Below are 26071 nucleotides of genomic sequence, written 5' to 3' on the forward strand. Positions count from 1 at the left end.
TCAGCTCGCCCAGGCCCGGACCATCTGGTAGATCCCGAGCACCGCGGCGAGCAGCGGGATCAGGGCGACCGCGAAGCCGATCTCCAGGACGTCCACGGCCCGGCCCCAGTACGGCCGCAGCCGGCGCCCGGGCATCGTGCCGGCCGCCGTCAGCGCGAGGGCGGCGGTCACGGTCACGGCGGGGACCAGCACCGCCGCGCGGATCAGGTCGTCCTGGTCCGCGCCGAAGCGGAACAGGACGAAGAGGACCAGTGTCGCCGCCGGTGTCATCACCGCCCAGCGGACCACCATGCCGGTCAGATGCCGGGCGCGCATGCTCATCAGCGTCGCGATCACCAGCGCCATGATCATCGGCCACATGCCGCCGGGGTGGATCAGCACCGCGGCCATCAGGATCTGCCCGGTGCCCAGGCCGACGGCGAGCGCGGCGAGATAGGCGAGGCCGGCGGTGCCACGCTCGACCACGAGGCGGTACGGCATCGGGTCGATGTCCTCGGAGAGCTGCTCGGGTTTGCCGGGCAGCAGTGGCAGTGCCAGCCCGCCGAGCCGGAACCCGAGGGGCGGCAGCATCACCCCCGCGATCAGGCTGAGCACGAGACCGCTGGCGGCGGCCTCCTGCGGTGTCACCGGTCCGACCGCGGCGAGCAGAGCCGGCACCGCGACGCTCACCACGAACGTGATGGCGCCGGTGAACAGCAGACCCGAGTCGGCCACGGCGGAGAGGCCGGCGGCCAGCGTGACCAGTGCGGCGAGGGCGGCGAGGGAGATCCGGACCGACGACGGCGCGTGCGGGGCGATCGCCTCCGAGCCGAGCCAGCCGGCGAACGAGGCGTACCCGGCGGCCGCGGCGGCGAGCACCGTGCCGGTCTGCGGGTCCGGTACCGCCCGGCTGACCAGACCGGCGGCTGAGAGCAGCGCGACGGCGAGGACGGCGGCGACGGTGGCGCGCCAGACGGCCGGACCGCCGAAACCCAGCATGACCAGGCCGGCGGTCAGCGCGAGGCAGCCCTGGGCCAGGAACATCGAGCGGGTACGGCCGTCCGACCATTTCCACGGGCTGGTCCGGGCCTGCTCGCCCACACCGTCGACGAGATCGTCGAAGTCGATCGGCGGCAACTGTTCGGCGCGGGGCCGGAAGTGCAGCGCCTCGCCGTCGAGGAGGTTCAGCTCGACGGCGGAGCGCTCCTCGTCCAGCGGCGCCTCACCGATGCGCTGCACGACCCAGCCGTCGTGTTCGGCGCCGTGGTCGGCCGCCTCCGGGCTGAGCTGCATCAGCACGGCCGGCAGCAGGTCGATCAGCGGCGCCTCGCCGGGCAGCGCCACGTCCACGGCTTTCTCACCGAGGACGAAGCGCAGACGGACCGGCGCGGCGAGGCGTTGTCGGGTCAGGCGTTCCATGTATCCGCTACCCGTCACATCGTGACATGACCACGGTCACTAGGCCCTCACCCAGCTACGGGTGCCGTTGTCGACCCACGCCACGCTGTTGTACCAGTAGATCTTCTGACCCCTGGAGTTCGTCTGGTGCTCACCGTTGACCGAGTACCAGGTGTAGTCCTTGCCCGCGTGCCGGTGGTCGCGGTGGTCCTTGTAGATGTTCGGCTCGGCCTTGGCGTCCGGCTCGCGTTTCGGGTCGAAGCTCTCGCCGGTGTTCGGCTTGCCGCTGCCGGGGCCGGTCTCCGGCGGCTTCTCGGCCACCTTGCCGTCGACGAAGGTCTCGGTCAGGTCGAGGCCGGACTTGCCGTCCGGTCCGTACCCGTCGTTCTTCTTGAGGGTGTCCTCGAGCCCCAGGTGCTTCAGGTCGTCCTTGTTGAGGGTGTCGAGGTCGAGCTTGCCGTCCTTGAAGGTGTCCTCGTCCTTCGGATCCTCATCGGCGATGGTGTCGTAGTCGGCGAGCCACTTGTCCGTCGTCAGCGGCGGGATGTCCGTCTGGTCCATCTTCTTGATGCTGTCGAGAGCCGTCGTACCGGCCTTGCTGACCGCGTCGGCGTTGTTCTCGTCGAGGCCGGTGAAGGCGTCCGCGATCGCGATCAGGCCGGTCTTGACGTCGTCCAGCGTCTTACGAAGGTGTTTGACGTGCGCGGCCACGGCGTCCTGGCGATCCTTGTTCAGGTGCTCCAGCCAGGTGGCGACCTCGAACTTGCCCGCGTTCCCGTCGACCTTCTCCAGTTTCGGGACGGCCGAGAGGAAGTCGTCGACGATCTCGCCGATCTGTTTCGCGGCCGACTTCAGCCCCTCCGGGCGTACGGACGTATTGGTCTCGCTCTTGGTGGCCACGACCATCCTCCCGAGGACATCAGACCGGATCCTTCCGGCCAGACGCTAGGCACGACATACACCGGTGGCCGGGCCCGGAGCGCCGGACGGTCAGATCACAGGGAAACCCCTCACCCGGACGGCGGGGAGCCGAACCCGTCGACGGCCGCCGCGTTGTCGACCTCGGCCGCCTCGAACTCGCCGGCGATCCGCAGCAGCGCCGCGTCGACCTCGGCGAGCGTCGCGCGCAGGTAGGCGGCGTGGGCGAGAACGGTGTCGCGACGATCGGTGACCAGGTCGCCGAGCCATCGAGCGGTGTCGAAGTCACCGAGGTCGGGAACGTAGCCGTACAGCTGGTCGACGGTCTGGGCGTGCTCGTCGAGGAGCGCGCCGAACACCGCCGCGAGGTCCCTCAGGCGCTGGACATCGACCTTCGTCTCCTCCGGCACGTTCCCGCTCCCCATTGAGGATTTGTGTTGCTATGGTGGGCTTTCTTCTTCAGCTGAGGTCCCGCAGCCCGTCACGGCAAACGCGGAACCTTCCGAGACGGTAGGCACGGTGTGCCTCGACGCGGGCGCACGCCGCACGGCGCCCGGCCGGATCGGAGGGAAACCCCTCACCGAAGGAGACGCTCGTGGGCACGACCCCGTACTCGCGCAAGGCCCGCCGGGCGGGGCCGGTCGCCCCGGCCGAGGAGATCGCGCTCCAGGAGCCGCCGATCATCCCGGAACCGGCCGAACGCGGTATCAGCGCGGTCCTGATGCTCGCCCCGATGGCCATCGCGTCGCTCGCGATGGTGCTGATGTTCCTGCGGCCCAACGCGGGCGCGCTCGCCTACGTCGGCGTCATGCTGATGGTGCTCTCCGCGGTCGCGATGATGATCGTGCCGATCATCCGCAACGCCGGGCAGCACAAGCACCGGCTCAACGGCGAACGCCGCGACTACCTGCGGTACCTGGGTCAGGTCCGGCGCAAGGTGCGCGGATCGCTGACCGAGGAGCGACGCGCCGCCCGCTGGCTGCACCCGGACCCGGGAGCGCTCTGGTCGATGGCGCTCAGCCAGCGGCTCTGGGAGCGCCGGACCGCGCACGCGGACTTCGGCGAGGTGCGGCTCGGGCTCGGGGCCCGGCGCTCCACCACCCGCCTGGTCGCGCCGAGCAGCAAACCCGTCGAGGACCTGGAACCGATGGCCGCGCACGCGCTGCGGCGATTCCTGCGCGCCTACTCCACGATGCAGGACGCGCCGATCGCGATCTACCTGCGCGGCTTCTCCCGCATCGGCTTCCAGGGAGATCTGAACACCACCCGGAGCGCGGTACGGGCGATGCTGGCCCAGCTCGTGGTCGCACACTCCCCCGCTGACCTCTACCTGGTGCTCGTGACCACCGGCCCGCACTGGGACTGGGCGAAGTGGCTCCCGCACGTGCAGGACGACTCGGCACCCGACGTCACCGGCACCCGGCGCCGGTTCGTGACGGACCTGACGCAGCTCGATGAGGCGCTGGCCGTGCTCGGCGTACCGGAACGGCCGGGCTACGAACCCGACACCCCGGTCACCGCGATCGAGCAGTACGTCGTGGTGGTCCTGGACTGGCCGCTGCTGCCCAGCGGGCACCGGCTCGGCGCCGAGGGCTACCGCAACGTCGTCACCCTGGACATCGGCGCCACCCTCGGCTGGGAACCGCATCCACACACCCTGCTGGTGCAGGCCGACGAGAGCCAGCTGAACATCACCTCCTTCGACCACCTCGGCAAGTCGAGCAGCAGCCCGCTCTGCCGCCCGGACCGGATGGGTACGGTCGCGGCCGGGGCACTGGCCCGTTCGCTGGCCCGCTACCGGGTCGGCGCCGGCGGCGACACCGAGGAGCCGCTGGCCACCGACTACGACCTGGCCGGGATGCTGCAGCTCGGTGACCTGACCCGGTTCGACACGGCCGCCTACCGCTCCGGGCGCAGCCCCGCACAGCGGCTGCGGGTGCCGATCGGGATGACCTCCACCGGCATGCAGATCGAACTGGACATCAAGGAGGCCGCCGAGGGCGGGATGGGCCCGCACGGCATGCTCATCGGCGCGACCGGTTCCGGCAAGAGCGAACTGCTGCGCACGCTGGTGCTGGCACTGGCCGCCCGGCACTCGTCCGAGGACCTCAACTTCGTGCTCGTCGACTTCAAGGGCGGCGCCGCGTTCGTCGGCTTCGAGCGGCTGCCGCACACCTCCGCGGTCATCACCAACCTCTCCGAGGAACTGGAGCTGGTCGACCGGATGCAGGACGCGCTCACCGGTGAACTGAACCGCCGCCAGGAACATCTGCGGGCCAGTGGTTATCCGTCCCGGCGCGAGTACGAACGGGCCCGTTCCGAGGGCACCGCGATGGATCCGATGCCCGCGCTGTTCATCGTGGTCGACGAGTTCAGCGAGATGCTCAGCAGCAAACCGGAGTTCATCGACGTCTTCGCGATGATCGGCCGGCTCGGCCGCAGCCTCGGGGTGCATCTGCTGCTCGCCAGCCAGCGGGTCGACGAGGGACGTATCCACACGATCGAGGGCCACCTGTCGTACCGGATCGGCCTGCGCACCTTCTCCTCCATGGAGAGCCGCAGCGTGCTCGGTGTCCCGGACGCCTACGAACTGCCGAACGCGCCCGGCAACGGGTACCTGCGCCCGGACACCACGACGCTGATCCGGTTCAAGGCCGCGTACTGCTCCGGCCCTTGGCGGCCCCCGCACCAGCGCCGCCGCCAGTCCGCGCAGGGCGGTCTCGTCCCGTTCGGCACCGAGCACCTGGTCCCGGACGAGCCGGCCACCCCGGACGAGGACGCGGAACCGGACAGCGCGAACGAGAAGGCGCCGGTGATGGCGGACGTGCTGCTGGAGGCGCTGCGCGGGCAGGGCCCGGCCGCGCATCAGGTGTGGCTGCCCCCACTGACCGACTCCACCACGCTGGAGAAGCTGCTGCCCCCGCTGGTCGAGCACCCGACACTCGGCCTCGCGCCGGTCGGCGGGTACGGCACCGGCCAGCTCACCGTACCGATCGGCCTGGTCGACCTGCCCGCCCAGCAGCGGCGCGAGTTGCTGACCGCGAGCCTGGCCGGCAGCGCCGGCAACGTCGGTGTCGTCGGCGGCCCGCAGTCCGGCAAGAGCACCCTGCTGCGCACGCTGATCACCGCGCTGGCGCTCACCCACACCGCCGCCGAGGTGCAGTTCTACTGCCTGGACTTCGGCGGTGGCGCACTGGCGTCACTGGCCCGGCTACCGCACGTCGGTGGCGTCACCGGCCGGCTGGACCGGGACAAGGTCACCCGCACCGTCCTGGAGGTGACGAATCTGCTCGCCCACCGGGAGCAGATCTTCAGCCAGAACGGCATCGACTCGATGACCAGCTACCGCCGGGCGCGGCGGACCGGCGCGTTCCAGGACGTCGACCCGTACGGCGACGTGTTCCTGATCGTCGACGGCTGGTACACGGCCCGGCAGGACTTCCAGGAACTCGACGACCGGTTCGGTGAGATCGCCGCGCGTGGACTGGGCTTCGGCGTCCACCTGGTGGTCTCCGCCGGGCGCTGGACCGAGATCCGGCCGTGGCTGCGCGACGTGCTCGGCACCCGCTTCGAACTCAAGCTCGGCGACCCGGTCGAGTCCGAGGTGCACAGCCGGACGGCCGCGACCGTGCCGAACATCCCGGGCCGCGGCATCACCGCCGACCGGCAGCACTTCCTGGGCGCGCTGCCCCGGATCGACGGCAACCCGGACACCGAGGACCTGGCCGAGGCGACCGCGGAACTCGTCGAATCGCTCGACGTCCCGTCCGCGCCGCGCGCGCCACTGGTGAAGCTGCTGCCCGACCGGCTGCCGGTCACGATGCTGCCGGCCGCCACCGCACCGTCCAAAGAGGCGGAGATCCGGATCCCGCTCGGCCTGGACGACGTCCGCCTGGAGCCGCTCTGGCACGACTTCGACGCGAACCCGCACCTGCTGATCTTCGGCGACACCGAGACCGGCAAGACGAACCTGCTGCGGCACATCGCCCGCAGCATCGCCGCGCACCACACGCCGAAGGAGGCGCGGATCGTCTTCGGCGACTTCCGGCGCGAGTTGCACGACGCGATCCCGCAGGTGCACCAGATCGGTTACTCGATGTCGGCGGAACGGCTCGCCGCGACGATGGCCGAGGCCGGGCAGATCCTCACCGGGCGGCTGCCCGGGCCGGAGATCCCGCCGAGCCGGCTCGCCAAACGCGACTGGTGGACCGGTGGCCGGATGTTCATCCTGGTCGACGACTTCGAGCTGATCGAGAGCGGCCGGGACTCACCGCTGGCCCCGTTGCTGCCGCTCCTGCCGCACGGCGCCGAGATCGGCCTGCACCTGATCATCGCGCGGAGCACCTCCGGTGCCAACCGCGGCATGATGAACCCGGTGCTGCGCCGGGCCTGGGACCTGGGCTCGCCGGGTCTGCTGCTCTCCTGCCCGCGCGAGGAGGGCTCGTTCCTCGGCAACGTGAAGCCGCGGGTGCTGCCGGTGGCCCGCGGCCAGTACATCGACCGGCGGCGCTCGGTCCGGCTGGTGCAGACGCCCGAGGTGCCGATGCCGGAACGGCCGGAGGATTAGCCGAGTCCACCGCCGGCCCGGCCCGGACTTCCGGCCGGGTCAGGCCGGCGGTGGACTCACAGGTGTTCTTTCACGGGGGTTCTTCACGGGGGTGGTGAGCGCCGGACCTCGGCCACCCGCGCCGGGCGCCAGCCCCGCCGGTGCCCGGCCGGCATCAGCACGGTGAGCAGGCAGACCATCCCGATCAACACGATGGCCAGGCCGGCGCCGAGCGCCGCCACCGTCGGGCCGATCGGGTCGGGCGGCGGCAGATCGGGACGTACGGCGGTCAACGGCGCCGCCACACCGCCCGTGCCGTCCTCCTCCGGCAGCACCGACGACACGGCGGCCGACGGATTGACCACTCCCCAGCCGAAACCCGGATCCGGGAGAGCCAGCGCCGGATGATCCGACGTCGCGATCAGCCGGTGCCGGACCTCGGCCGCGGTCAGCTTCGGCCGGTAGGCGCGCACGAGCGCCGCCACCCCGACCACGAACGGCACCGCGTAGCTGGTTCCGCTGCCCTGCCAGTGGCCGGGACCACCGGGTCCGACACTGACCACGTCCACTCCGGGTGCGGTCAGGCCCAGGTGTTTGCCCTGCTGGGAGAAGTCCGCGAGTGCCCCGGAGGCGTCGATCGCCCCCACCGCCAGCACGGTGGGCAGCGCGGCCGGGTAGGCCACCGTCTTGGCCTGCTGGGCGCCGTTCGCCGCGGCGGCCACCACTACGACGTCCTTCTCCTCGGCGTACCGGATGGCCGCGACCAGGCTCGCCTCCGGGGAGGAGGTGCTGGCCGAGATGTTGACGACGTCGGCGCCCGCGTCCACCGCGGCCCGCACCCCTTTGGCCAGCAACCCGGCGGTGCCGTCCTCCATGCTGTTGGCGACGCGCACCGGCAGCAGTCGCACGCCGGGCGCGACCCCGGTGAAACCCGTGCCCGCAGCCGGGGCCGCACCGATGATCCCGGCGATGAACGTGCCGTGCCCGAAACAGTCGTTGTCCGCGCGCGGGCTGCCGCCCTTGGTCAGGTCGACGCCGCGCATCACCCGGCCGCGCAGCTGCGGGCTGTCAGCGCCGATGCCGGTGTCCACGATCGCGACAGTCACGCCGTCGCCACGGGTCAGCGGCCAGGCGCGTTCGGCACCCAGCCGCGACTGCGGCCACGGGATACCGGTCTCGACACTCTGCGGCGCCTGAAGACACCCCGGGCTGTCCTCCGGCAGGACCGGCGCGGCGGCGGCAGGTGTGCCCACTCCGACGATCATGCCGACCACGAGAAGAGCGGCCGCCACGCGGAGCAGCGGGGCAGGCACGGAAGGAGCGGCCGCCACACGCGGCAGCGGAGCGGGCATGCTCAATCCGGGGAGCCGGACGACGACACGCGGTCCACGACCGCTGTCACCGCCAGCGAGCCGTCGGAAGCCGTGACACTGAAGCTGGCCAACTGCACCAACGGCACCGGGCTGGCCCGGGCCACCTCCTGCGGGTGGTCACCGCCGGTCAGCACGGCCATCTCCCAGCTCTGCCCGGTGACGTCCGTGACGAAGACCTGGTACGGCTCGCCGGGGTGCAGGCCACCGACGGTCGCCCGCAGCGTGACGGGTTCCTGCTGCCCGGTGACCGTCACAGCGAGAGTCGCGCCGGTGGAACTGTCCTGTGCGTTCGCCACCAGGGTCACCGGATCGGCACCGCGCGAACCGCCGACGACGGACCGGCCGAGCAGCAGACCCACCGACAACAGCACCACCACGGCGAGCCCGCCGGCGATCAGGGCCACTCGCGGCCGGCGACGACGGCGGCCCGGACCGGCCTGGCCACCGGGGCCGGACGGGGGGCGGTTCGCGATCGGCCGGGTGGTCCCGGCCGTTGCCCCGGAATTCGGAACAGACGATCCAGACGCGGGCTCACGGTCGGGCGAAACCAGTTCGGGCGAAACCAGTTCAGGCAGAACCGGCTCGGGTACTACCGTCTCGGGCGAACTCAGCTCAAGCACTACCGACTCGGGTGTGACCGGCACCGGCAGGACCGGCTCCGGTCGTACCGCAGCAAGCTCTTGATTTTGATCGGGGGGCCTCGTGCCGGAGACACCGAACTCGGCCACCAGCTCGCGGCGATCGGTCTCGGTGAGCAGGGCGAGCATCGCCACCGCCTCGCCGACCCGCTCCGCGTCCGCGAGGCACTGCGCGCAAGTGCCCAGATGGGACTCGATCGCCGCGCACTCGGCGTCCTGCAGCGCACCCGCCAGGTAGAGCCCGAGCGCACTGCGGAGCTGGGGTTCAGCACACACGTCGTCAGCCATGGGTAATCACGTCTTCACTCCCTGGCGAACGGAGGTCTGCGCTGTCATCTGCCGGGCCACCCTCAGCGAGATCCGACGACGGTGGGCTCGTCTTCCGGCCGCATCGGGCCGGCCGGCCACTCCGCGTCCAGGTCACCCTCGGCCTCGGCCCCGCGCATGGTGCGCCGCAGACGGAAGACGAGCAGGGCGCTCAGGATCAGACCGACCAGGACCGTCACCAGGAACGCGACCCGGACGCCGTCTCCGTCGGTGGACGCCCCGGCGGGATCGTTGTCCTGGGACAGCAGCGCCGTCTCCTCGGGAAGCTCCCGGGTGACCGCCGCCTCGGGGTTGATCATGCCGTAACCGTATCGGCTGTCCGGCTGAGCGTCGCCCATCCGGTCCGCGGTGATCGCGACACGGTGAACGATCTGCGGCGCCTTCAGCTCCGGATGCGAGCCACGGACCAGGGCGACCGCCCCGGCGGCCAGGGCCACCGCGTACTCGGTGCCGCTGCCCACGAACCGCTTCGTGCCGTTGATGCCGAGGCTGGCGATGTTCACTCCGGGCGCGACGACGTCGACCGACTGCGGGGCGTACTCCTCCGCGGTCTTGCCGTCGACACCGACCCCACCCACGATGATCACCTCGGCCGGCGGCTCCACCGCGCCGTCCCGCGGACCCGCGGGGGGCGCACCGGCCACCACGACGATGTCCTGGTCGAGGGCGGCCTGCACGGCCTGAACCACCGCGGGCCGGGTGACGTCCACGTAGGAACCCAGCGCGATGACGGTGGCCCCGGCGGAGACCGCGACCTCGATCGCGGCGGCCTGGGCGGCCTCGCCGGCGGCGGTGCCGTCGGTGACCACCCGGACCGGCATGACCACCGATTCGGGGGCCACCCCGGTGAAGGTCTCCTTGTTCACCGGCTGCGCGGCGACCAGACCCGCCATCGCGGTTCCGGTGCCCAGGCAGTCGCTGTCACCCCGGCCGTCGCCGGTAACGATGTTCGCGCCGATCGCCACCCGGCCGCTGAGCTGGGCGGCGCGACCGTCCACACCCGAGTCGACGACGGCGACCAGCTGGCCGACCCCACGGCTGTGCTCCCAGACCTGGTCGGCGGCGAGTTTGCGCATCGCCCAGTTGGACGGGGCACTGGCCGCGATCGCCGCGACGCACTTGCCGGAGGGTGGCGCGGCGGGCGGCGGCGAGGACGGCACCGCGCCCGGGTTGACCGGCGTGCTCGCCTGCGGAACACCCGGGCCCGTGGGCCTCTCGGCCTGGCCGGTCGTGGCTGGCTGCCCGCCGCCGGTCGAACCGCCTCCCGGCGCCGAGCCGGGAGTCGTCGCACCAGGAGCCGTCGTCGCACCCGTGTTCGTGTCCGGGGCCGCGGCCGGAGCCGGAGCGGTGGTGGGCAGAACGCCGTACCGCACGCCGGAACCGACCGCGTCCCACGGGAGCACCAGGTACCAGCCCGCGGTCAGCGAGTTCGGGTTGCTGAGCGCGCCACCGGCGGGCTGGCTCCGGCCGGAGTTCAGGTTGAAGATGTCCGTCGCCCGCCCGGCACCACCGAGGAGCCGGTCGGCGATGTTACCGAGGTTCTCCTGGCCGGCCGGGTTCACCGAGCCGACGGTGTAATAGAGGACGTAGTCCGCGGCTGCGGCCCGCGCCGGCGCGGCGCGCACCGCGCCGGTGAACAGGAGCACGGCGAGGACCGCCGCGACCCTGCTCACCGATCGGCGCATGCTCATTTGCTCAGTTTCCACTGCTGGTCGACGGCGTAGGTCTGCAGGTCCCATTGGGTCACCGCGGTGCCGTTGCTGCCGCAGCAGTCGTCACCGATGAGGTCCAGCGCCTTACCCGACTTGCGGTTGATGATGAAGTACGCGCCGTCGCCGGCGGCCTTCAACTTCCACTGCTGATTGTGGTCGGCGAACGCCGGGTCCAGCATCACCAGCTGGGCGGCGTTGTCGGCGGAGCCGTCCCGGATCCCGAGCGACTTGTTGTTGAAGTCGTTGGTGATGACCACCCAGCCGCCGTCGGCCGCATTGGCGACGTGCCAGTGCTGGTCCTTCTGCTTCAGGTTGTCCCACAGCTGCATGGTCGTGCCACCGGTCGTGACGGAGTCAGTGCCGGGCACCTCGAGCACCCGGCCGGTGAGCTGGTTGGTGATCTGCCAGGAGTCGGCGGCGTTCCAGACCGGCGTGGCCGGCTCGGTGGTCTTCGTCGTCTCGGGTTTCGCCGAGGTCTCCACCGGGCTCGGCGAGGACTTCGACGGGGACGGACTCGGCGAAGTGGACGGCGAGACGCTCGGCGACGGGGAACCCACCGACGACGAGACCGACGGGGAGACCGACGGCGACGGCGACGGCACGGTCAGGCGGGTGTCGGCCTGGTAGGTACCGACCAGAGCATCCACCATGTCGGCCAGCTGCGCGACGGACGCCTCGCGGGGCACACCGCCCTCGGCCCGGACCGCGGTGGTCCCCCACTGGTACGCCGCGAGTGCCAGCGTGTAGGCATCCTCGGTGTTGCCGTCCGCGTTCTTCAGCTTCATACCGGAGAGCTGGTTCTTCAGGTCGCACATCGCGCTGCCCAGAGCCGGGATCGCCGCCTTCGGGTCCCAGACCGAGGCGCTGGCCGACGGCCGGTACTCCTGCCACATCTTGTCGGTGAACTGCGCGATGCCCTGACCGCCGCTGCCACCCTTGAGGTTCGGGTTGAAACCGGAGAGCGCCATCAGCTGCGCGGCGACCCGCTCCGCGGAGATCACGTCGGGGCAGACCTGGCCTGCTTTGACGACCAGGCTCAGGTACTCGTCGGGGATGGCGGTGCCGGTGGGCGGTGCCACCGAGGCGTTCTCCTCCGGCTCACCGGTGAACTGCGGCTGCTCCGCGTACCAGTTGGCGTAGCCGGCGACGGTGTCGACGTACTTCTGGGCGGACTCCGGCACACCGCCGGCCTTCACCACGGTCTCCAGGCCGACCTGCCCGGCGGCCACGGCGGCTTCCCAATGGTCACCGTCGACGTCGGCCTCGCGGACCTGACCGACCGTCTCGCAGGTGCGGTGCGCGAGAGCGAGGACATTCGCCAGTACGTCGGTGCGCTGCGCCTTCTGCCACGGCGCCCACTTCTTCCAGTCCTCCGGATCCAGGTTCGCCAGGCCCTCGCCCTCGCCGGCTTTCGCCGTGGGCTGGAACTCCGAGGCGGCCATCAGCTGAGCGGCCAACCGGGGACCGGTCACCGACGGGCAGGACGTCGCGCCGACCACGATCGCGGGAAGGACGTCGTCGGGCACCCGATCGCCCTCGATCTTCGTCTCCGCGAACGCTGGGCCGACCTGCATACCGGCCACGACGACGCAGGCAACGGCGGCCGTGAAAGCCACTCCGGCCTCGACCCGCTGCCGGGTGGTACGCAGCGACTGCCACGCCCGCACGACAGCCCCCTTCACCGATCTCAATGCCACGGTTGGTTTCCCTCTCCAGCGAATGTGCTCTGTGAACGGGACCGGGCATGCTCCGGTTCACGGATACGCCAAGATTTTCCGGCGGCCTCAGACCGTGAAGCCGTGCGCCACCAAGTCCTCGTGCAGAGCCCGCAGCGCGTAGAAGGTGCGTGACTTGACCGTGCCCTCCGGGACGGCGAGGTTCTGCGCGGCCTCGGCCACCGAATGCTCCTGGAAATAGATCTCGATGAGCGCGCTGCGCAGGCGCTCCGGCAGCCGGGCCACCGCGTCGCGCACCTCCCGGGTGTTGATCAGCCGGTCGATGTCGTCAGCGGTGGTGTGGTGATCCTCGATGCGCTCGTCGAGCTGTTCCGTCGGGCGGACCTGAGCCACCCGGATGTGGTCGATGGCGATCCGCCGGGCCACGGTGAACAGCCAGCCGCGGCTCCACTCCCCGTCGGCGGTGCGCGCCTCCGGATGGTTCCACGCCCGGACCAGCGTCTCCTGGAGGATGTCCTCGGCCATCGCGCGGTTGCCCGTCGTCAGGCGCAGAAGGTAGTTCAGCAGGATCGGGCCGTGGGTCTCGTAGGCGAGCTTCAGCGCCTCGTCATGAGTCGGAAGCAACGGCGAATCGCCGTACAACGTGTTCTCCGGGGCCGGATCCATGGGAGTGATAACGACCGCATCGGGACCCGAGTTCATAACTCGCGAAGGTTTTCCCGATCTTTGTCGACCGGGGCCGAGTCGACTCATCGTTCTCGATACCTTGATGGACGGTCGTGAGCTGCTCCGAGGGTCTCCGGCGTCATGAGGCACCGGCACTCGGATCCGGGCCCGGCGATCCGAGCACCACGTTCGCCGAGACCATCAGACCGCCGTCGATCTCCTGAATACTGAAGTACCACAGGTCATCGACCGAAGACGCTATGTCGCCGGTGAACGTCCCGCCGCCGGTGCCGCCGGTGAGCTGTCCGAGCAGCAGGTCCTCGCCCTCGTCGGTGACGGCGTGGAGCTGGTACGCGACGTCGGGGGCCAGTCCGGTGGCGGAGAGCCGCACACTCACCCGGCCGTCGTCCTCGTAGAGCACGGCGGACATCTCCACACCACTGACGCCGTCCGAGGTGGACGCCACCGCGACCACCGGGCCTGGAGTCTCGGCCGACAGCCCCGGCATGATCAACAGTGCCGCGGTCACCACCGCGGCCAGCACGGTGGTCATACCGACGACGGCGCGGGCGCGGGGACGGCGCGAGGCCGACCTGCGGTGCGAGTGCGGGCCCCGGGAGAGCGGGCCGGTCACGGGCCGCGGCGGCAGGTAACCCTCGCCCAACCGGACACCCCGCCGATCGGCCGCGGGCACCGGGCCGATCCTGGCGACCGGGCGAAGCTCGCCGACAGCCGGGGAGGGGGATGCGACCGGAAGCGGAGGCGGGAGCGGCGCGGCAGCCGGACGCGAGACGACAACCGGCGGGGGTACGGGTCGGGGAGCGGCGATCGGCGCGACTCGCGGGGATCCCGGCACACCTCGCGGGGCTCCCTGCACACCTCGCGGGGCTCCCTGCGTGCCTCGCGGGGCTCCTGGTGCGCCGAAGAGCTGGCCCGGCACCGGGCCGGTGACCGGCACCTCGACGCCGAAGTCGGCGACGAGCGCGCGCACGTCCGCGACGGGGAGCATGCCGAGGACCGACACGAGGCGGTCGATCTCCGCACGCTCCACACGGCAGCGTTCGCAGGTCGTCAAGTGCTGGGAAACGGTCCGGTGTTCCACCTCGGAGAGCCGGCCGAGGACCAGAAAACCGACCAGGGTGCGCATGGTCGAGTCGTCACAGGTGGGCGCGCTCATCCGGCGTCACTCCCCCTCGCGCTCGGGCACACGACGGCAGCATCGTGCACCGGCCCCTCAGTCCGCCATCGGGGCGTCGGCCCCACCCAGCGGGCCGGAAGCATCGGCCCAGCCCACCCCGGGATAACCGGTCCACGTGATCTCCATCGCATCGCTGATCAACCCGACGACACCGTCCCGGCCGAGAAGCCCGTCGGCGGCGATCGTCCACTCGTCGGCCGGGCCCAGGTCGGCCCGCGCCCCGGCCCACAACCCCCGGGTCGGCTCCAACTCCGCACGCAACCCGGCCAGTCGCCCGGCGACCTCCGCGGCCAGTGCGTCGATGGCTCGCCCGATCACGGCCAGATCGGCCTCGGCGGCCTGGTCGGCGCCGGTCATCGGCAGTCACCGCCGGCCAGCTCCACGTCGGAACGCCGCGGGGCCTCGGCCGTCTGCTGCAGGTCACCGGCGATGTCGTGCAGGGCGTCGTCGAGCATCCGGGCGTAGATGTCATAGCCCACCAGGAGATCGGCCAGCCGGGACGGGGAGATCCGCAGGCGTGCCGGGTCCAGGCCCGCCAGGTGCTCGCGCAGCATGCCGAGACGCTCGCCGATGTCGGCGGCGGCGGCCCGGCAGTTGCCGGCCGCATTGCTCCCCATCGCTGAATACGGTCTAATCCCGCTCATAAACACCTCCAGACTCGGAAGAACACCCTGAGAACGGTGGCCGGAACGTGCCGGTTCACGATTCCGTCCAAAGAACTGACGGGAACCCCGCGACACACGACGGGCTTCGGCGAAGGACGATGACAGGATGAGACGACGATCCGCGGTGCTCGGCGCCGTGCCCCTTCTCATGTTCCTCGTCGTCGGCTCCCCCGCCGCGTCCGCCAACGCCGTCTCCACCACAGCCGCCTTCACCACCGCCGGCTCTACAGGCGCCTTCACCAGCGCGGCCTTTACCACCATCGCCGCAGGTCGGCCGGTGGCGGCTCTGCGCGTGCCTGGTGAGACCGGTAAGTACTACATCGTCGGCAAACCGGTCCGGGGGCAGCGGGAATACCTCTTCGCGATCGCCGCCAGAACCCTCGGCGACGGCAACCGGTACCGGGAGATCTTCGACCTCAACGAGGGTCGCGGACAGCCCGACGGCAAGAGCATGGACAAGTCGGCCACAGTGGAACCCGGCTGGATCCTCATCCTGCCCGCCGACGCCAAGGGGCGCGGAGTCAAGACCGGAGCGCTGCCCGGCATCGGACCCACCGCCCCGGTCGCCAAGGCACCCTCCGTGGCTACCCCGGCCCCAGCCGCCAGCGCCGCGGCCACCACGCCCACCGTGCGACCCGAGGCGGCACGCGATGACGACGGCGAGACCAGTGGACTTGCGGTGATCTGGTCGCCGAACGGGTTACGGATCGCGCTCTTCGCCCTGGCCGTGCTGCTGCTGGCCTGGGGGCAGGTCGCGTTGCGGTCACGGCGGCAGCCGGCCCGAGCGGCCGGTGCACAACCGGCCGGAGCTCCGGGCGCGGCCGGGTCTCCTGGCGTGGCCGCAACTCCTGGCGTGGCCGGGCCTGCGGGTAGCACCCGGACTGTGGGCGGGTCCGGAAAGTCCAGCGGCGTGTTCGGGAAAACCGGCGGCACAGCCGGCAAACGCGGGGCGCCTCCCGTACCGGATCCTCCGGCACGTCCGGTCAGGCCGGTAGTAGGTCCCGGGCCGGGCCGTTCGCTCGCGCCGACCGACCGGTCACCCAGCCGGCCGGACACTCCGCCGCCGGTGCCCGGCGAGCCGGCATGGGCACCGAGCAGGCCTCCTGCCGGATTCCCGGCCTGGTCACCCACGGCGGCCGGCCGGACGGACAACACCACGACCTCCCTCCCGTTGTCATCGCTCTCCGGATCGGCCGGTGACGGCGCCGGGAAACAGTTCGCGCCGGAGCAGCCCACCGAGGCGATGACGACCCCGGTACCCGCGATGCCGCTCGCGCCATCGGCCACCCCGCCGACACCCGCGATGCCGGTCGCCCCGCCGACACCCGCGCCGTCGATGTGGCCCTCGGTGGCCTCGTCGGTACCTGCGCCGCCGATGACCCCACCGGAGAGCCCGTCGGCGGCCACGCCGCTGGCGGCCCCATCGGCCGACCCGCCAGCACCCACACTGCCGGTAGCGTCGCCGACCACCCAACCGGCACCCACTCCACCGATAGCGCCATCGGCCGGCCCGGCGGCACCCGCGCCACCGATAGCACTGGCGATCGCGCTGTCGGCCGCTCCGGCGGCACCCGCGCCGCCGCTGGCCCCATCGGCCGACCCACCGTCACCGGGGCTGCCGATGGCGCCGCCGGTACCCGCGCCACGTGCGCCGGAGTCAACGGCGGCTCTCCGGGGTCCGACGTTCAAGTCGGGGTCCACGGCGGCACCTCGGAGCCTTTCGTCCGAACCGGACAGTGACATGTGGACTACGGAGCCGCCTGCGGCCAAGCCGCTGACGCCGTTCGCGCCGTCGCGCCCGCCCGCGCGCGCCGGTGCCGGTGCCGGTGCCGGTGCCGCCAGCGTTGGCAGCGGCCGTGGCTCGGGCGGAGTTGGTGACATGGGTGGAGTCGGCCACATCCGTGGCAGTGGCCATCCGGTTCTGGCTGGGCCGATGGCGTTGGCGGTGCCTGGACTTGAACCGAAGGTGCTGCTGGCCCCGCCGGCCACGGCGAATCCCTTCGCGGCGCTGGTCACGGACCTGTTCTGTGGTGGGGATCCGGCGAAGGCAAGGCTGATCGGCGCACGGCCGGCCCGCTGGGGATCGGCATACGGCTGGCTCGACGAAGGGCAGCAGCCACCGCCCTCGACCGCACCGGTGATCCTCGGAGAGCTGAACGGCCGGCGGCTGTGGATCGATCTGGCGGTCGTGCCGGACGCGCTGACCGTGGGTGGTGACGCCGGGGCCGCACGACGGGCCGGGTTGGCGATCGCCGCCGGATTCGGCGAGGACATCGACGTGCTGCTGGTCGGTGACGTGCTGAGTGAGACGTTGCCGGGTGGGACGCTGCCGGGGAACATTCGGCGGATCGGGGCGGTGGCGGAGCTGGCCGGGGACCGGTCGGCGGCCAGGGTTCGGGTGGTGGTGTGTGCCGGGGCCGACGCGCGGGGTCTGTGGGCTCCGTTGCGGGCGCTGGCGCCGGGACGGCAACGGACGGTTCCGGTGATCATCGGGGCCGGGGCGGCGGCCCGGTGGTCGATGCGGATGGGAGCGGCGACGTAGGGCGATCGGTGGGCACGGGCGTGGGCCCGGCCGTACCAGCAGAAAGATTGGTCCTGTCGTCGGGCCACACCGAGTCACCGGTCGATCCGCGAGACAGAATCTAGCGAGGAACGTTGCGATCCAGCCGACAGCAGAAGCCTGACAGCACGCCCTCACCGCAGCGGCCGGCCGACGCGGACCTGCCCATTCCGGTGGCGGGCCTGTGTGATCTGGTCCTGGTCCGCACCGCCGACGGTGGTCTGGCCCGGCCGGACGCACCGGAGACGGCGCTGAACGCCGGGCAGCTGACCGACTACGCGCAGGCGTCCGCGGTGGCCGGGCGGGATCTGCGTGTCCTCGTCGACGACGGTGCCGGCTACGCCGCGCTACTCGGGCCGGTGGCGGACTCGCTGAGCTGCGACATCATCGTCACACCGGTCGGCGCCTCGGTGAAGTTGCTGGTCACGCCGGGTGGGCGGCGTGGGGAGGCGATGCCGGTCGACCGGGTGTCGGGGGACGTGGTCGAGTGGGCGCTGGTGCAGCCGGCCGCGGTCGCGACCACGTTGCCGGGCTGGTTCGACCTGGCCGGTGGGCTGGTGCTGCACCGGCCGGGGCTCGCCACGCTGCCGTTGCCGGGCGGGCTGGAGTTCGCCAACCGGGAGGATTTCGTGGTGCGCCGGGCGGCGGTCGCCCAGCTCGGCACCGGGCATCCGGATCTGGTGACGGTGGCTCTGGCGACCCGCGACGGCGGTTTCCGGCTCTCCGCCTACCTGCTGGATCCGGCCGGACGCGCGCCGGGACGGTACTCCGGGCGCGATGTCGCCGCGGCGCTCTCCTCGATCCATCTTTACGGCGGTGACCTGCGCCTGTGGCTGCGCTGGCCGGACAACGAGAGCGAGTGCCGTCAGCTGGTGGCGGAGGTGACCGCGCTGGCGGAGGCGACCGGCGCGACCGTGTGGGCGCCCGAGCCCGGCGGTGAGGCGGTGCTGCTGCGCGGGTGCCGGGATCTCGCCGCCCGGGACCGGTCCGGCGCGATCACCGGCTGGCGGGAGTTCCGTCCGCCGGGCGCGCCGGAAACATACCGTTTCGTGACCGATCGCGACGGCCGGCTGGTGCCCCGCGAGGGGCCGGAGGTGCTGACGACCGACGGCGTTGCCCTGATCAGTACCGGTCGCCTGCCGGAGGCGGCACTGCGGGAGCGGTACTCCGATCTGTCCGCCGAGACCGGCACCGTGCTGCTGGACCTGGCCGTTCTCGACGACGGGCGGGTCGCCCTGCGGTACGGCGACGGCAGCCACCTCGCGGTGAGCACCGCCGAACTGCGCGGGCTGCTGGAGGGTTCCGGCTGGGCCGGGGAGGACCTGCTGCTGCTCACGCCGGTGCCCCCGGACCGGGCCGTCGGGATGCGGGATCACCTGACGCTGCTGGAGCGGGAGCTGGGGGTCGAGGTGTGGTGCCTGCCGCCGGGCGCGACGGTGGTGGTGCGGGACGGCCTGGCCCGTGCCGTGGACGACCGCCGGCAGCCCACCCGCTGGTTGCGGGCCGGTTCGGTGGAGTCGGCCCGGTGGCGCAACGACGACGGCTGGCTGGTCCCCCGGCAGCGGCACACCCCGGCGCCGATGCCCGCGGCTCCGGCACCGGCACCGGCCGTGGCGGCCGCGCCCCCTCCGGAGCGGATGCCGACACCGTCGGGCCCACCGGCGACGGTTCCGGCCCGGGGCGATCGGCCGCACGGGATCGGGTGGCTGCCGGCCGTCCCGGAGGTCAACGCGGAACCGCTGCAGCTCTGGCTGGCCTGCCCGTGGCCGCCACAGCGGGTGCCGGTCGAAGGGGTGCCGGCGGCGAACCTGTTCCTGATCGGCGCGCTGGACGGCGAACGGGTCGCGCGTGCCAATCCGGCTAAGTACCTGCTGAGCCTGCGGGTCGAGGCGGGCGGCGCGGTCGATCTGGGCCGGGTCACCGGCGTACCCGCCGATCTGGGTCCTCAGGTGTCGGAGCCGGGAACGTTCCTGTTGCCGGCCGGGTGGCTGAATCAGGCCCGGTTGCGGGCCGGCTGGCGCATCGGCGCGGACGGGCGCCCGCACGAGCACACCGACCTGCCCGCGGATCCGGTGGTCCTGCGCTGCACCGGAGCCCGGCACGGCGCCGACGGCCTGCCGGACGAGGCGGTGCACTGGCCGCGCGGTGAACGAGGCGGCGGGGCGTGGGCGGTGCTCCCGGAGACTCCGGCGCCGACGGCCGGTGACTCCCTGCCACTGCTGTCCCGGCGGCCGGCGGTCCGGCCCGGCAGCCGGCTGGTGCACCTGCGGGTGGAGGCGCACCAGGCGATCGACGTCCCGGCCACCGCGGCCGCGATGGCCGGGTTGACCTCGGTGCGGTCGCGGGTGCCCGACCTGGTGGCCGACGGGGTGACGCTGCTGCTGCCGAAGCAGGCCTGGGACCGGACCCGGGTGGATCAGGTGCTCTACGCCGACGACGGCAAGTGGCGGCAGCGGTCGAAGGGGATCGATCTGCCGTTGTCGAGCCTGCTGGCGCCGGAACGCGGTTAGGCCCTCAGCCGACCTGGTACTCACCGACCAGGACGGCCGAGGCCAGCTCGACCCGGGAGCGGTACCCGGTCCGGTTGAACAGCCGGGAGAGCCGGCCTTCGACGCTCTTCTCGCTGCTCTGGGTGGCGGCGGCCAGCTGCCGGTTGGACAGGCCCTCGGCGACCAGGGCGGCCAGTAGCTGCTCCCCTTCGGCGAGGGTTTCGGAGCGGCCGGGAACCGCGAGCCCGTGCTCGCGCATGGCCTGCCGGACGCGGGACCGGTGCAGGACCGCCCCGAGGTCGCCGAGCAGGTCGTATGCCTCGCCGAGCAGCGCGGGTGTGTGCCCGGTCCAGCGGACCACCCGTTCCAGGGCGCGAGCCAGTTCGTAGGGCGCACCGAACTCACGGGCCAGCGACACCACCTCACCGGCGAGTTCCGGGTTCCGGTCGGCGACCAGCCGGGCCGAGGCCGCCCGCAGCCGGGCCGCCACGGTGTCCAGTGCGGCGGCGGTCCCGGCCGCGGCGTCGGCGGCAGCCGCGGCCTCGGCCGGGTCGCCGCGTTCCATGGCCAGTTCGGTGGCGGTCAGCCAGAGTTCGTCGACACCGGCGACCAGACCGCGGCGGGCGGTTTCGGCGAGCGCCGCACCGGTGACCCGGGCGGCTGCCGCCGGATCGCCGAGGATCTGATCGATTTCGGCCGCGACCGGTTCCAACAGGTGCGGCAGGGGTGCACCGTCGGCACGGGCGGTCTCCAGCATCGCTCTGGCCCGGGACGGCCAGCCCCGCGCAAGCAGCACCTCCGCGGCCATCCGGTGCACGGTGGACTGGGCCACCGGGTAGGCCACGGCGAGGTCGGCCGCGACGCCGAACAGCGCGGCTTCCAGTGCCCGGTCCCACCGGCCGGCCCGCCAGTCCCGTAGCGCCCGCGCGGGCACGGGCAGGTCGGCGTCGGTCAGCCCGGTTCCGGCCAGCGCGCGGTGCGCCCCCACCGGGTCGCCGCTGACCGTGGCGGTCAGGAAGGCGGTCACCGCAGCTGAGGCGGCCCGGCGGCCCGAACCCGCGTCGCTGTCGCCGGTGCCGGGGTGTGGCCGGGGCGTCGCGGACGTGCGGCCGGTGACGGCCCGGATCTGGGTGCCGAGCGCCTCCGCCGTGCTGGTGATCCGGGCGGTCTCGCGTATCAGCCGCGCCGCTTCGGCCCAGCGGTCCAGCACGGTGAGTGCGGCGGCCCGGGTGACCGGTCCCCCGCACTCCCCCGAGGCGGTGGCGCGGACGGCGTCCATGTCGCGTTCGCCGCGGGCACCGATCAGGGCCAGAAGTGCGGCCTCCTCGCGAGCGGCCGGTGACAGGTCGTTCTCGGACAGAAGACCCAGCAGCGGGGTACGGGCGGAGCCGTACCGACCGGCGCGCAGTTCGGCACCGGCCCGGTTCAGCACCGCCTCGGCCCGGTCCGCGGGGTCGCCGCTGAGGTCGGCCGCGCCACTCCACCAGCGGGCCGCGTCCGCGGGCGACCGGAGCGCGGCAGCGGTGGCGTGTTCCCGGAGCAGGGTGATCGACCGTGCGGGATCGACCAGTCCACCGGCGGTGGCGACCGCGTCGGGCAGGAACCCGGGGTCACCGGAGTGCGCGTCGCCGGACCAGAGGGCCTGCACCGCGACCTGGGCCAGCCGGCGCCGCTCGTACGGTCCGAGACCGGCGCCGAGCGCGACGGCCACCGCCGGCACCGGGATCCGCCAGCCGCGCCGGTCCACCCGGGCGACGCCCTCGTCCCGCAACGTGCCCAAGTGCGCGCCCACCTCGTCGGAGGTCATGCCGAGCGCGCGGCCGATCAGAGCGGGTACCGCCGGGCCGAGCGGTTCCAGCACGGCCAGCGACCGGGCGACCGCGAAGGTGCCCGGGTCAAGACGGTGAACCGGCCGGAGCAGGTCGTGGCCCACCGGTATCCGGGGCGGCACGGTCACGTCGGCCAGGTAGGCGCGCCTGTCCACGACCCGCAGGGTGTCCGACCCGCGGTAGCCCTCGACGGCCGCCAGCAACGGGCCGGGCCGGCCACGGCTGAGCCGGCGCAGTTCGGTGCGCAACGAGTCGTGCGGCACGGCCTGCAGCAGCCGGAACACGAGCGCGTCGGCTTCGGCGGGCGGCAGTGGGCGCAGCCGGTCCATCTTGGCCAGCCCGGCCGCGCGCAGCCCGTCGAAACCGGTCAGCAGGACGGGGTTGACGGCGGCGCCGGTACGCCACGCGGCGACACATCGCACCGGCGTACGGGCCAGTTGGTGCAACGCGGCCAGCAGGGCGGTCGCGGATTCCGGGTCGGCCCACTGCGCGTCGTCGACGACGATCACCAGGCCCGGATGGCGGCGCAGCGCGCGGGTCAGCGCGGCGGCCGGTGGCTCGACGAAACCACCGCGCCCGGCACCCAACCGGGTGGGGATCGGGGCCAGTCCGGCGAGCACCCGCCCGGCCAGGTACCACGGTTCGTCCCGGTCCTCCGGCGCGAGCCGCACCTCGACGACCGGCCGCCCGGCCGCGGCCGCCGCCTCGCGCAGACCGCGCAGCGCATGGCTGCGGCCGATGCCCGCGGGGCCGGTGAGCAGGGTCAGCGCGGGTTCGGCCGGATCGACGATGGTCGTCATCGGGAAAGCACCGATCTGCTGGTCAGGACGCGACACCGAGGATGTCCGTGGTGAGGCTGACCGCGGCCAGTTCGACCCGGGACCGGCAGCCGGTACGGGCGAAGAGCCGGGTCAGGTAGTTCTCGATCGTCTTCTCGCTCATCCGTACCTGCACAGCGATCTGCCGGTTGGTACGTCCCCGCCGGATCAGCTCGATGGTCTGCATCTCGACGGCGCTGAACGCGGCCTGCGGAGACCGGGACCGCGGTCGCCGTACGCCACGCTCCCGCATCGTGGTGGTGACCGCGGACCGCAGCACCGGCGAGCCGATCTCCTCGGCCTGTGCCTGCGCTTCGAGCAGCCACGGACGCGGATCCGGGGCGACCCGGCCGAGTGCCAGCGTGGCGAGAGTCAGGTCGGGCCGGTGACCGCGGGCCCGGATCAGGCCGGTCGCCCGAGTCGCCGCGGTGGTGTCCCCAGTGGTCAGCGCCCGGATCAGCAGCGTGGTCCCGGCACTGAGACGGCGGTGCGGCCCGCTGGCGTCCGCGTCCACGATCCCGGCCAGATGGGTGGACTCCCCGGCCAGATCGAACCGCGCCGCGAGACCGGCGGCTCGGGTCAGCAACTGTTCGACGCCGATCCGGCTGCCGTGCGCCAACTGCCGGGCGTGTGCCACCCGTGCCGCGCGCAGTCGCCCGGCCGCCTCCAGCGCGGTCGCCGGTTCGGTGGCCGGGCCGTTCGCCGCCCACCACCGCAGTGCCGCGTAGGGCGCCTCGTCGGGAACCCCGGCGATCCGGGACGCGGCCTCCTCCGCGCGGCCCTGCAGGGCGAGCGCTTCGGCGGCCCAGAGCCGGGTGAACCGGCGGACTGCCGGGGCTTGGGCACCGGCCAGGTCCACCTCGCGGGCGGCGGAGAGCATGCCGGGCAGGTCACCGTGGGCGTGACAGGCGTGCAGGCGGTGGTACGCGGCGAGCAGTCCGTCAGCGGGAGTGTCGTACCGCGCCTCGCCGAGGATCAGTTGCAGGACCGTGGCCAGGTCACCCGTACCGCCGGCGGTCAGTAGTTCGTCGTTCTTCTCGTCCGCAGGGATGAGACCGGCACCGATCGATCGGGCCGCGAGGGCGACCTCCGCAGCGCTGATCAGCGTCGCCGGGCGGGCGTCCGGGGCCGCGACCGGACCGGCTGGGCGGCCGTCGAGCCACCGGTCGGCGAGGTAGGTCACGGCCGGGTCGGTCGCCTCCGGGGCGGGTGTTCCGGTGTGGACGGCCGCGAGGGTGGCGGCGGCGGCCAGGTCACCGGTGCGCCCGGCTGGTCCGGCGGCCCGCACGACGTCGGAGAGCCGGGCGAACTGGCCGGTGCGGACCAGCAGCCGCAGCAGCCGGGCGAGAATGTCGTCGGCGACCTGACCGCCACCGGCGTGCCAGAGCGCGGCGCGCAACCAGTCGGCGGCCCGGCCCGGTTCCCGGTCGGTGGCCTGGGCCGCGGTGGCGGCGAGACTCACCGCGGTACGCCGGTCGGTCGGCATGGCCACCCCGGCCGAGGTGACGTGGTCGGCCAGCGCGGCCCGGTCGGCGGGGGCCCCGGCACCGGCCCGGCGGAACATCGCCGCCGCGTACGCGCGGTGCAGCCGGGCCACCGCGGCCGGGCCCGCGTCCGCGACGAGGCGGGCCGCCAGGGCGGGACTCTGCGGCCGGATGCTGCCCCGCCGGTCGGCCACCAGCACACCGTCGGTGACCAGGGCGTCGACGATCCAGCCGTAATCGTCGAGGCGGCCGAGCGTGGCATGCGCGAAGAGCGGCAGGTCGTCCAGGCCGAACCGGGTGACGGCGGCCATGGTGGCCAGCCGGACCGCGTCGGGACCGCGCCCGAGCAGGGCGGTGACGAGCCGGTGCCCGGCGGGCAATCCGATCGGGTCCCGCGGATCCAGCAGGCACAGGTGCCCGCCGACAACCTTCAGGCGGCCGGTACGAAGGAGTTCGGCCGTCGTCTCCAGCACGGTCGCCGGGTTTCCGGCCAGCGGGCCGAGCGCGGTGGCCAGCGCGGGCAGAACCGCCTCGTCCAACGGCACCCCGTGCCGGCGGACCAGCAGGTCCCGAACCGCGTCCGCGGGCAGTGGGGGCAGGTCGACGACCGTGTCGGCGAGGGCGGCGAGCCGGCCCCGGGCGGTACGGGCGGTGGCGACCACCAGGCAGCCGGCGCGAACCGCGGCGGCCAGGGCGGCGGTCAGACCGGGGGCGTCGTCGGCGTCGTCGGCGAGCAGGACGGTCGGCACCCGGCGGCCGATCAGCCCGAACGCGGCCGAGGTCTCCTGTGACAGTTCGGCGAGGCGGCCGGGCCGGACCGGTCCGGTGTCCGCGCAGAGCGCGCCGATCGTGCTCAGCGGACCGGCCAGCAGCGGGTCGCCGAGGCGCTCGTACTGCTCGCGGACGACGTGCAGCACTGCGGCGAAACCCGCCACCGCGCCGGTCTCCTCCGGATGCGACACGCGCAGGATCGCCACGCCCGCGGGCTGCCAGGCGTCGGCGAGCGCTTCCAGAAGAGCCGTCCGGCCACTGCCGGGCACGCCGGTGACCAGCACGAACCGGCCGCCGTCGGCCGCTTCCCGGCGGGCGGTGCCGAGGATGCCGATCTGTTCGTCGCGGCCCGCTACGGTGCGCCGCCGCGGTGTGTTCCCCTTGACGCCGGGCGGCCGCCGGGCGGTCACGCCAGTTCGCGGGTGGAGCCCCCGCGTGCTCCGGCCGCGACCGCGTCCTCGCGGATCACCAGGAAGATCTCACCGGCGACGGCCAAGGAACGCAGGTAGGAGTCCGTGTCGCCGGTCTCCAGCCAGACGATCCGGCCGCCCGCCTCACGGGGACGCGGTCCGCCGCTCTCGTCGGAGAAATGCGCGTCGATCAGCAGCAACGGCACCGGTGCGGACCACAGATCCGGCACCTGCCGGCTCGCGGACGTGTCGAGCAGCACGTCGAGCTCGGCGTCGTCGCAGTCCTCGGAGCCGTACGCGGTCAGCACCCGCTGCTGCATCCGCTCCAGGTCACGTTCCGCGTGCGCGATCCGGGCCGCGTGCCGGTTCGCCGGTGCGACGGCCAGGTAGCCGGGGATCAGTTCGGCCAGCAGTTGCTCCGGATCATCGGACGTCACATGCTGGCGACCGCCTGGGTGAACCATCCGGTAGCGACCCTCGTCCTGCACAGAACCTGCCACCTCACACCTCCGCACGGGCCGGGCGTCTCGCCGGCCGTGCCTTGCAAACGGACGCCGGACCGGTTCCGTTCACGGAGATTCCCCAGCCACGCTCCAGCGGGGTGTGGTGTCCGC

The 26071-nt window shown here is 72.8% G+C and carries 17 protein-coding genes; 3 read left to right on the forward strand and 14 right to left on the reverse strand.

Translation table 11 applies throughout. The features are described from left to right. The 3 genes from eccD to BLU81_RS26410 all read right to left on the reverse strand — a co-directional run bounded on the left by eccD (nucleotide 1) and on the right by BLU81_RS26410 (nucleotide 2705). Nucleotides 1-1398 (reverse strand): type VII secretion integral membrane protein EccD, encoded by a 1398-nt coding sequence (eccD, locus tag BLU81_RS26400; protein ID WP_092547144.1) that lies wholly within the window; start codon nucleotides 1396-1398, stop codon nucleotides 1-3. Nucleotides 1399-1437: 39 nt separating this feature from the next. Further along, nucleotides 1438-2277, reverse strand: coding sequence for a hypothetical protein (locus tag BLU81_RS26405; protein WP_157751789.1), 840 nt, complete (start codon nucleotides 2275-2277; stop codon nucleotides 1438-1440). A gap of 110 nt (nucleotides 2278-2387) precedes the next feature. Beyond that, entirely contained in the window at nucleotides 2388-2705 is a 318-nt protein-coding gene (locus BLU81_RS26410) for a hypothetical protein (RefSeq protein WP_157751790.1), read from the reverse strand. Between the two features lie 185 nt (nucleotides 2706-2890). On the opposite strand from BLU81_RS26410, the gene eccCa reads away from it, so the two are divergent. Continuing rightward, complete coding sequence (gene eccCa, locus BLU81_RS26415; RefSeq protein ID WP_092547147.1) at nucleotides 2891-6862, forward strand: type VII secretion protein EccCa; 3972 nt, start codon at nucleotides 2891-2893, stop codon at nucleotides 6860-6862. 83 nt (nucleotides 6863-6945) lie between these two features. Here eccCa and mycP read toward each other — a convergent pair whose 3' ends face one another. The 8 genes from mycP to BLU81_RS26455 form a co-directional block, all read right to left on the reverse strand. Next, on the reverse strand, nucleotides 6946-8193 hold the full coding sequence (gene mycP / locus BLU81_RS26420; protein WP_197685988.1) for a type VII secretion-associated serine protease mycosin: 1248 nt from the start codon (nucleotides 8191-8193) through the stop codon (nucleotides 6946-6948). Nucleotides 8194-8195: 2 nt separating this feature from the next. Next, a complete protein-coding gene (locus tag BLU81_RS26425) occupies nucleotides 8196-9140 on the reverse strand; it encodes a zf-HC2 domain-containing protein (protein ID WP_092547148.1) in 945 nt (314 codons plus the stop codon). Nucleotides 9141-9202: 62 nt separating this feature from the next. Beyond that, nucleotides 9203-10870: a S8 family serine peptidase gene (locus BLU81_RS26430; protein ID WP_157751791.1), complete on the reverse strand. Its 1668-nt coding sequence runs from the start codon at nucleotides 10868-10870 to the stop codon at nucleotides 9203-9205. Beyond that, nucleotides 10867-12573, reverse strand: coding sequence for an RICIN domain-containing protein (locus BLU81_RS26435; protein ID WP_157751792.1), 1707 nt, complete (start codon nucleotides 12571-12573; stop codon nucleotides 10867-10869). The genes BLU81_RS26430 and BLU81_RS26435 overlap by 4 nt, the downstream gene beginning before the upstream one ends. 102 nt (nucleotides 12574-12675) lie before the next feature. Next, nucleotides 12676-13233 carry a sigma-70 family RNA polymerase sigma factor gene (locus BLU81_RS26440; protein WP_092547151.1) on the reverse strand — a complete coding sequence of 186 codons (558 nt, stop codon included), beginning with the start codon at nucleotides 13231-13233 and terminating at the stop codon, nucleotides 12676-12678. A 139-nt stretch (nucleotides 13234-13372) separates the two neighbouring features. Continuing rightward, nucleotides 13373-14410 carry an anti-sigma factor gene (locus BLU81_RS26445; protein ID WP_092547152.1) on the reverse strand — a complete coding sequence of 346 codons (1038 nt, stop codon included), beginning with the start codon at nucleotides 14408-14410 and terminating at the stop codon, nucleotides 13373-13375. A gap of 57 nt (nucleotides 14411-14467) precedes the next feature. Further along, nucleotides 14468-14788 carry a hypothetical protein gene (locus tag BLU81_RS26450; protein ID WP_092547153.1) on the reverse strand — a complete coding sequence of 107 codons (321 nt, stop codon included), beginning with the start codon at nucleotides 14786-14788 and terminating at the stop codon, nucleotides 14468-14470. Continuing rightward, on the reverse strand, nucleotides 14785-15048 hold the full coding sequence (locus BLU81_RS26455; RefSeq protein ID WP_092547154.1) for a hypothetical protein: 264 nt from the start codon (nucleotides 15046-15048) through the stop codon (nucleotides 14785-14787). Before BLU81_RS26455 ends, BLU81_RS26450 begins: the two co-directional genes overlap by 4 nt. A gap of 154 nt (nucleotides 15049-15202) precedes the next feature. Between BLU81_RS26455 and BLU81_RS26460 the strand changes: the two genes are divergently transcribed. Both BLU81_RS26460 and BLU81_RS26465 read left to right on the forward strand, forming a co-directional pair. Next, a complete protein-coding gene (locus tag BLU81_RS26460; protein WP_157751793.1) occupies nucleotides 15203-17638 on the forward strand; it encodes a hypothetical protein in 2436 nt (811 codons plus the stop codon). A 113-nt stretch (nucleotides 17639-17751) separates the two neighbouring features. Next, the gene (locus BLU81_RS26465) at nucleotides 17752-20166 is read left to right on the forward strand and encodes a hypothetical protein (protein WP_157751794.1); all 2415 of its coding nucleotides are present in this window, start codon (nucleotides 17752-17754) and stop codon (nucleotides 20164-20166) included. Nucleotides 20167-20170: 4 nt separating this feature from the next. Here BLU81_RS26465 and BLU81_RS26470 read toward each other — a convergent pair whose 3' ends face one another. Genes BLU81_RS26470 through BLU81_RS26480 form a run of 3 tightly spaced genes read right to left on the reverse strand, consistent with a single transcriptional unit; the run spans nucleotide 20171 to nucleotide 25894 of the window. After that, complete coding sequence (locus BLU81_RS26470) at nucleotides 20171-22810, reverse strand: AAA family ATPase (RefSeq protein ID WP_092547157.1); 2640 nt, start codon at nucleotides 22808-22810, stop codon at nucleotides 20171-20173. Beyond that, nucleotides 22797-25457, reverse strand: coding sequence for a helix-turn-helix transcriptional regulator (locus BLU81_RS26475; protein ID WP_092547158.1), 2661 nt, complete (start codon nucleotides 25455-25457; stop codon nucleotides 22797-22799). Before BLU81_RS26475 ends, BLU81_RS26470 begins: the two co-directional genes overlap by 14 nt. Further along, nucleotides 25454-25894 (reverse strand): hypothetical protein, encoded by a 441-nt coding sequence (locus tag BLU81_RS26480; RefSeq protein WP_092547159.1) that lies wholly within the window; start codon nucleotides 25892-25894, stop codon nucleotides 25454-25456. Before BLU81_RS26480 ends, BLU81_RS26475 begins: the two co-directional genes overlap by 4 nt. Nucleotides 25895-26071 lie beyond the last annotated feature (177 nt).

Source organism: Actinoplanes derwentensis (assembly GCF_900104725.1).
In the GTDB taxonomy this organism is placed as follows: Bacteria; Actinomycetota; Actinomycetes; order Mycobacteriales; family Micromonosporaceae; genus Actinoplanes; species Actinoplanes derwentensis.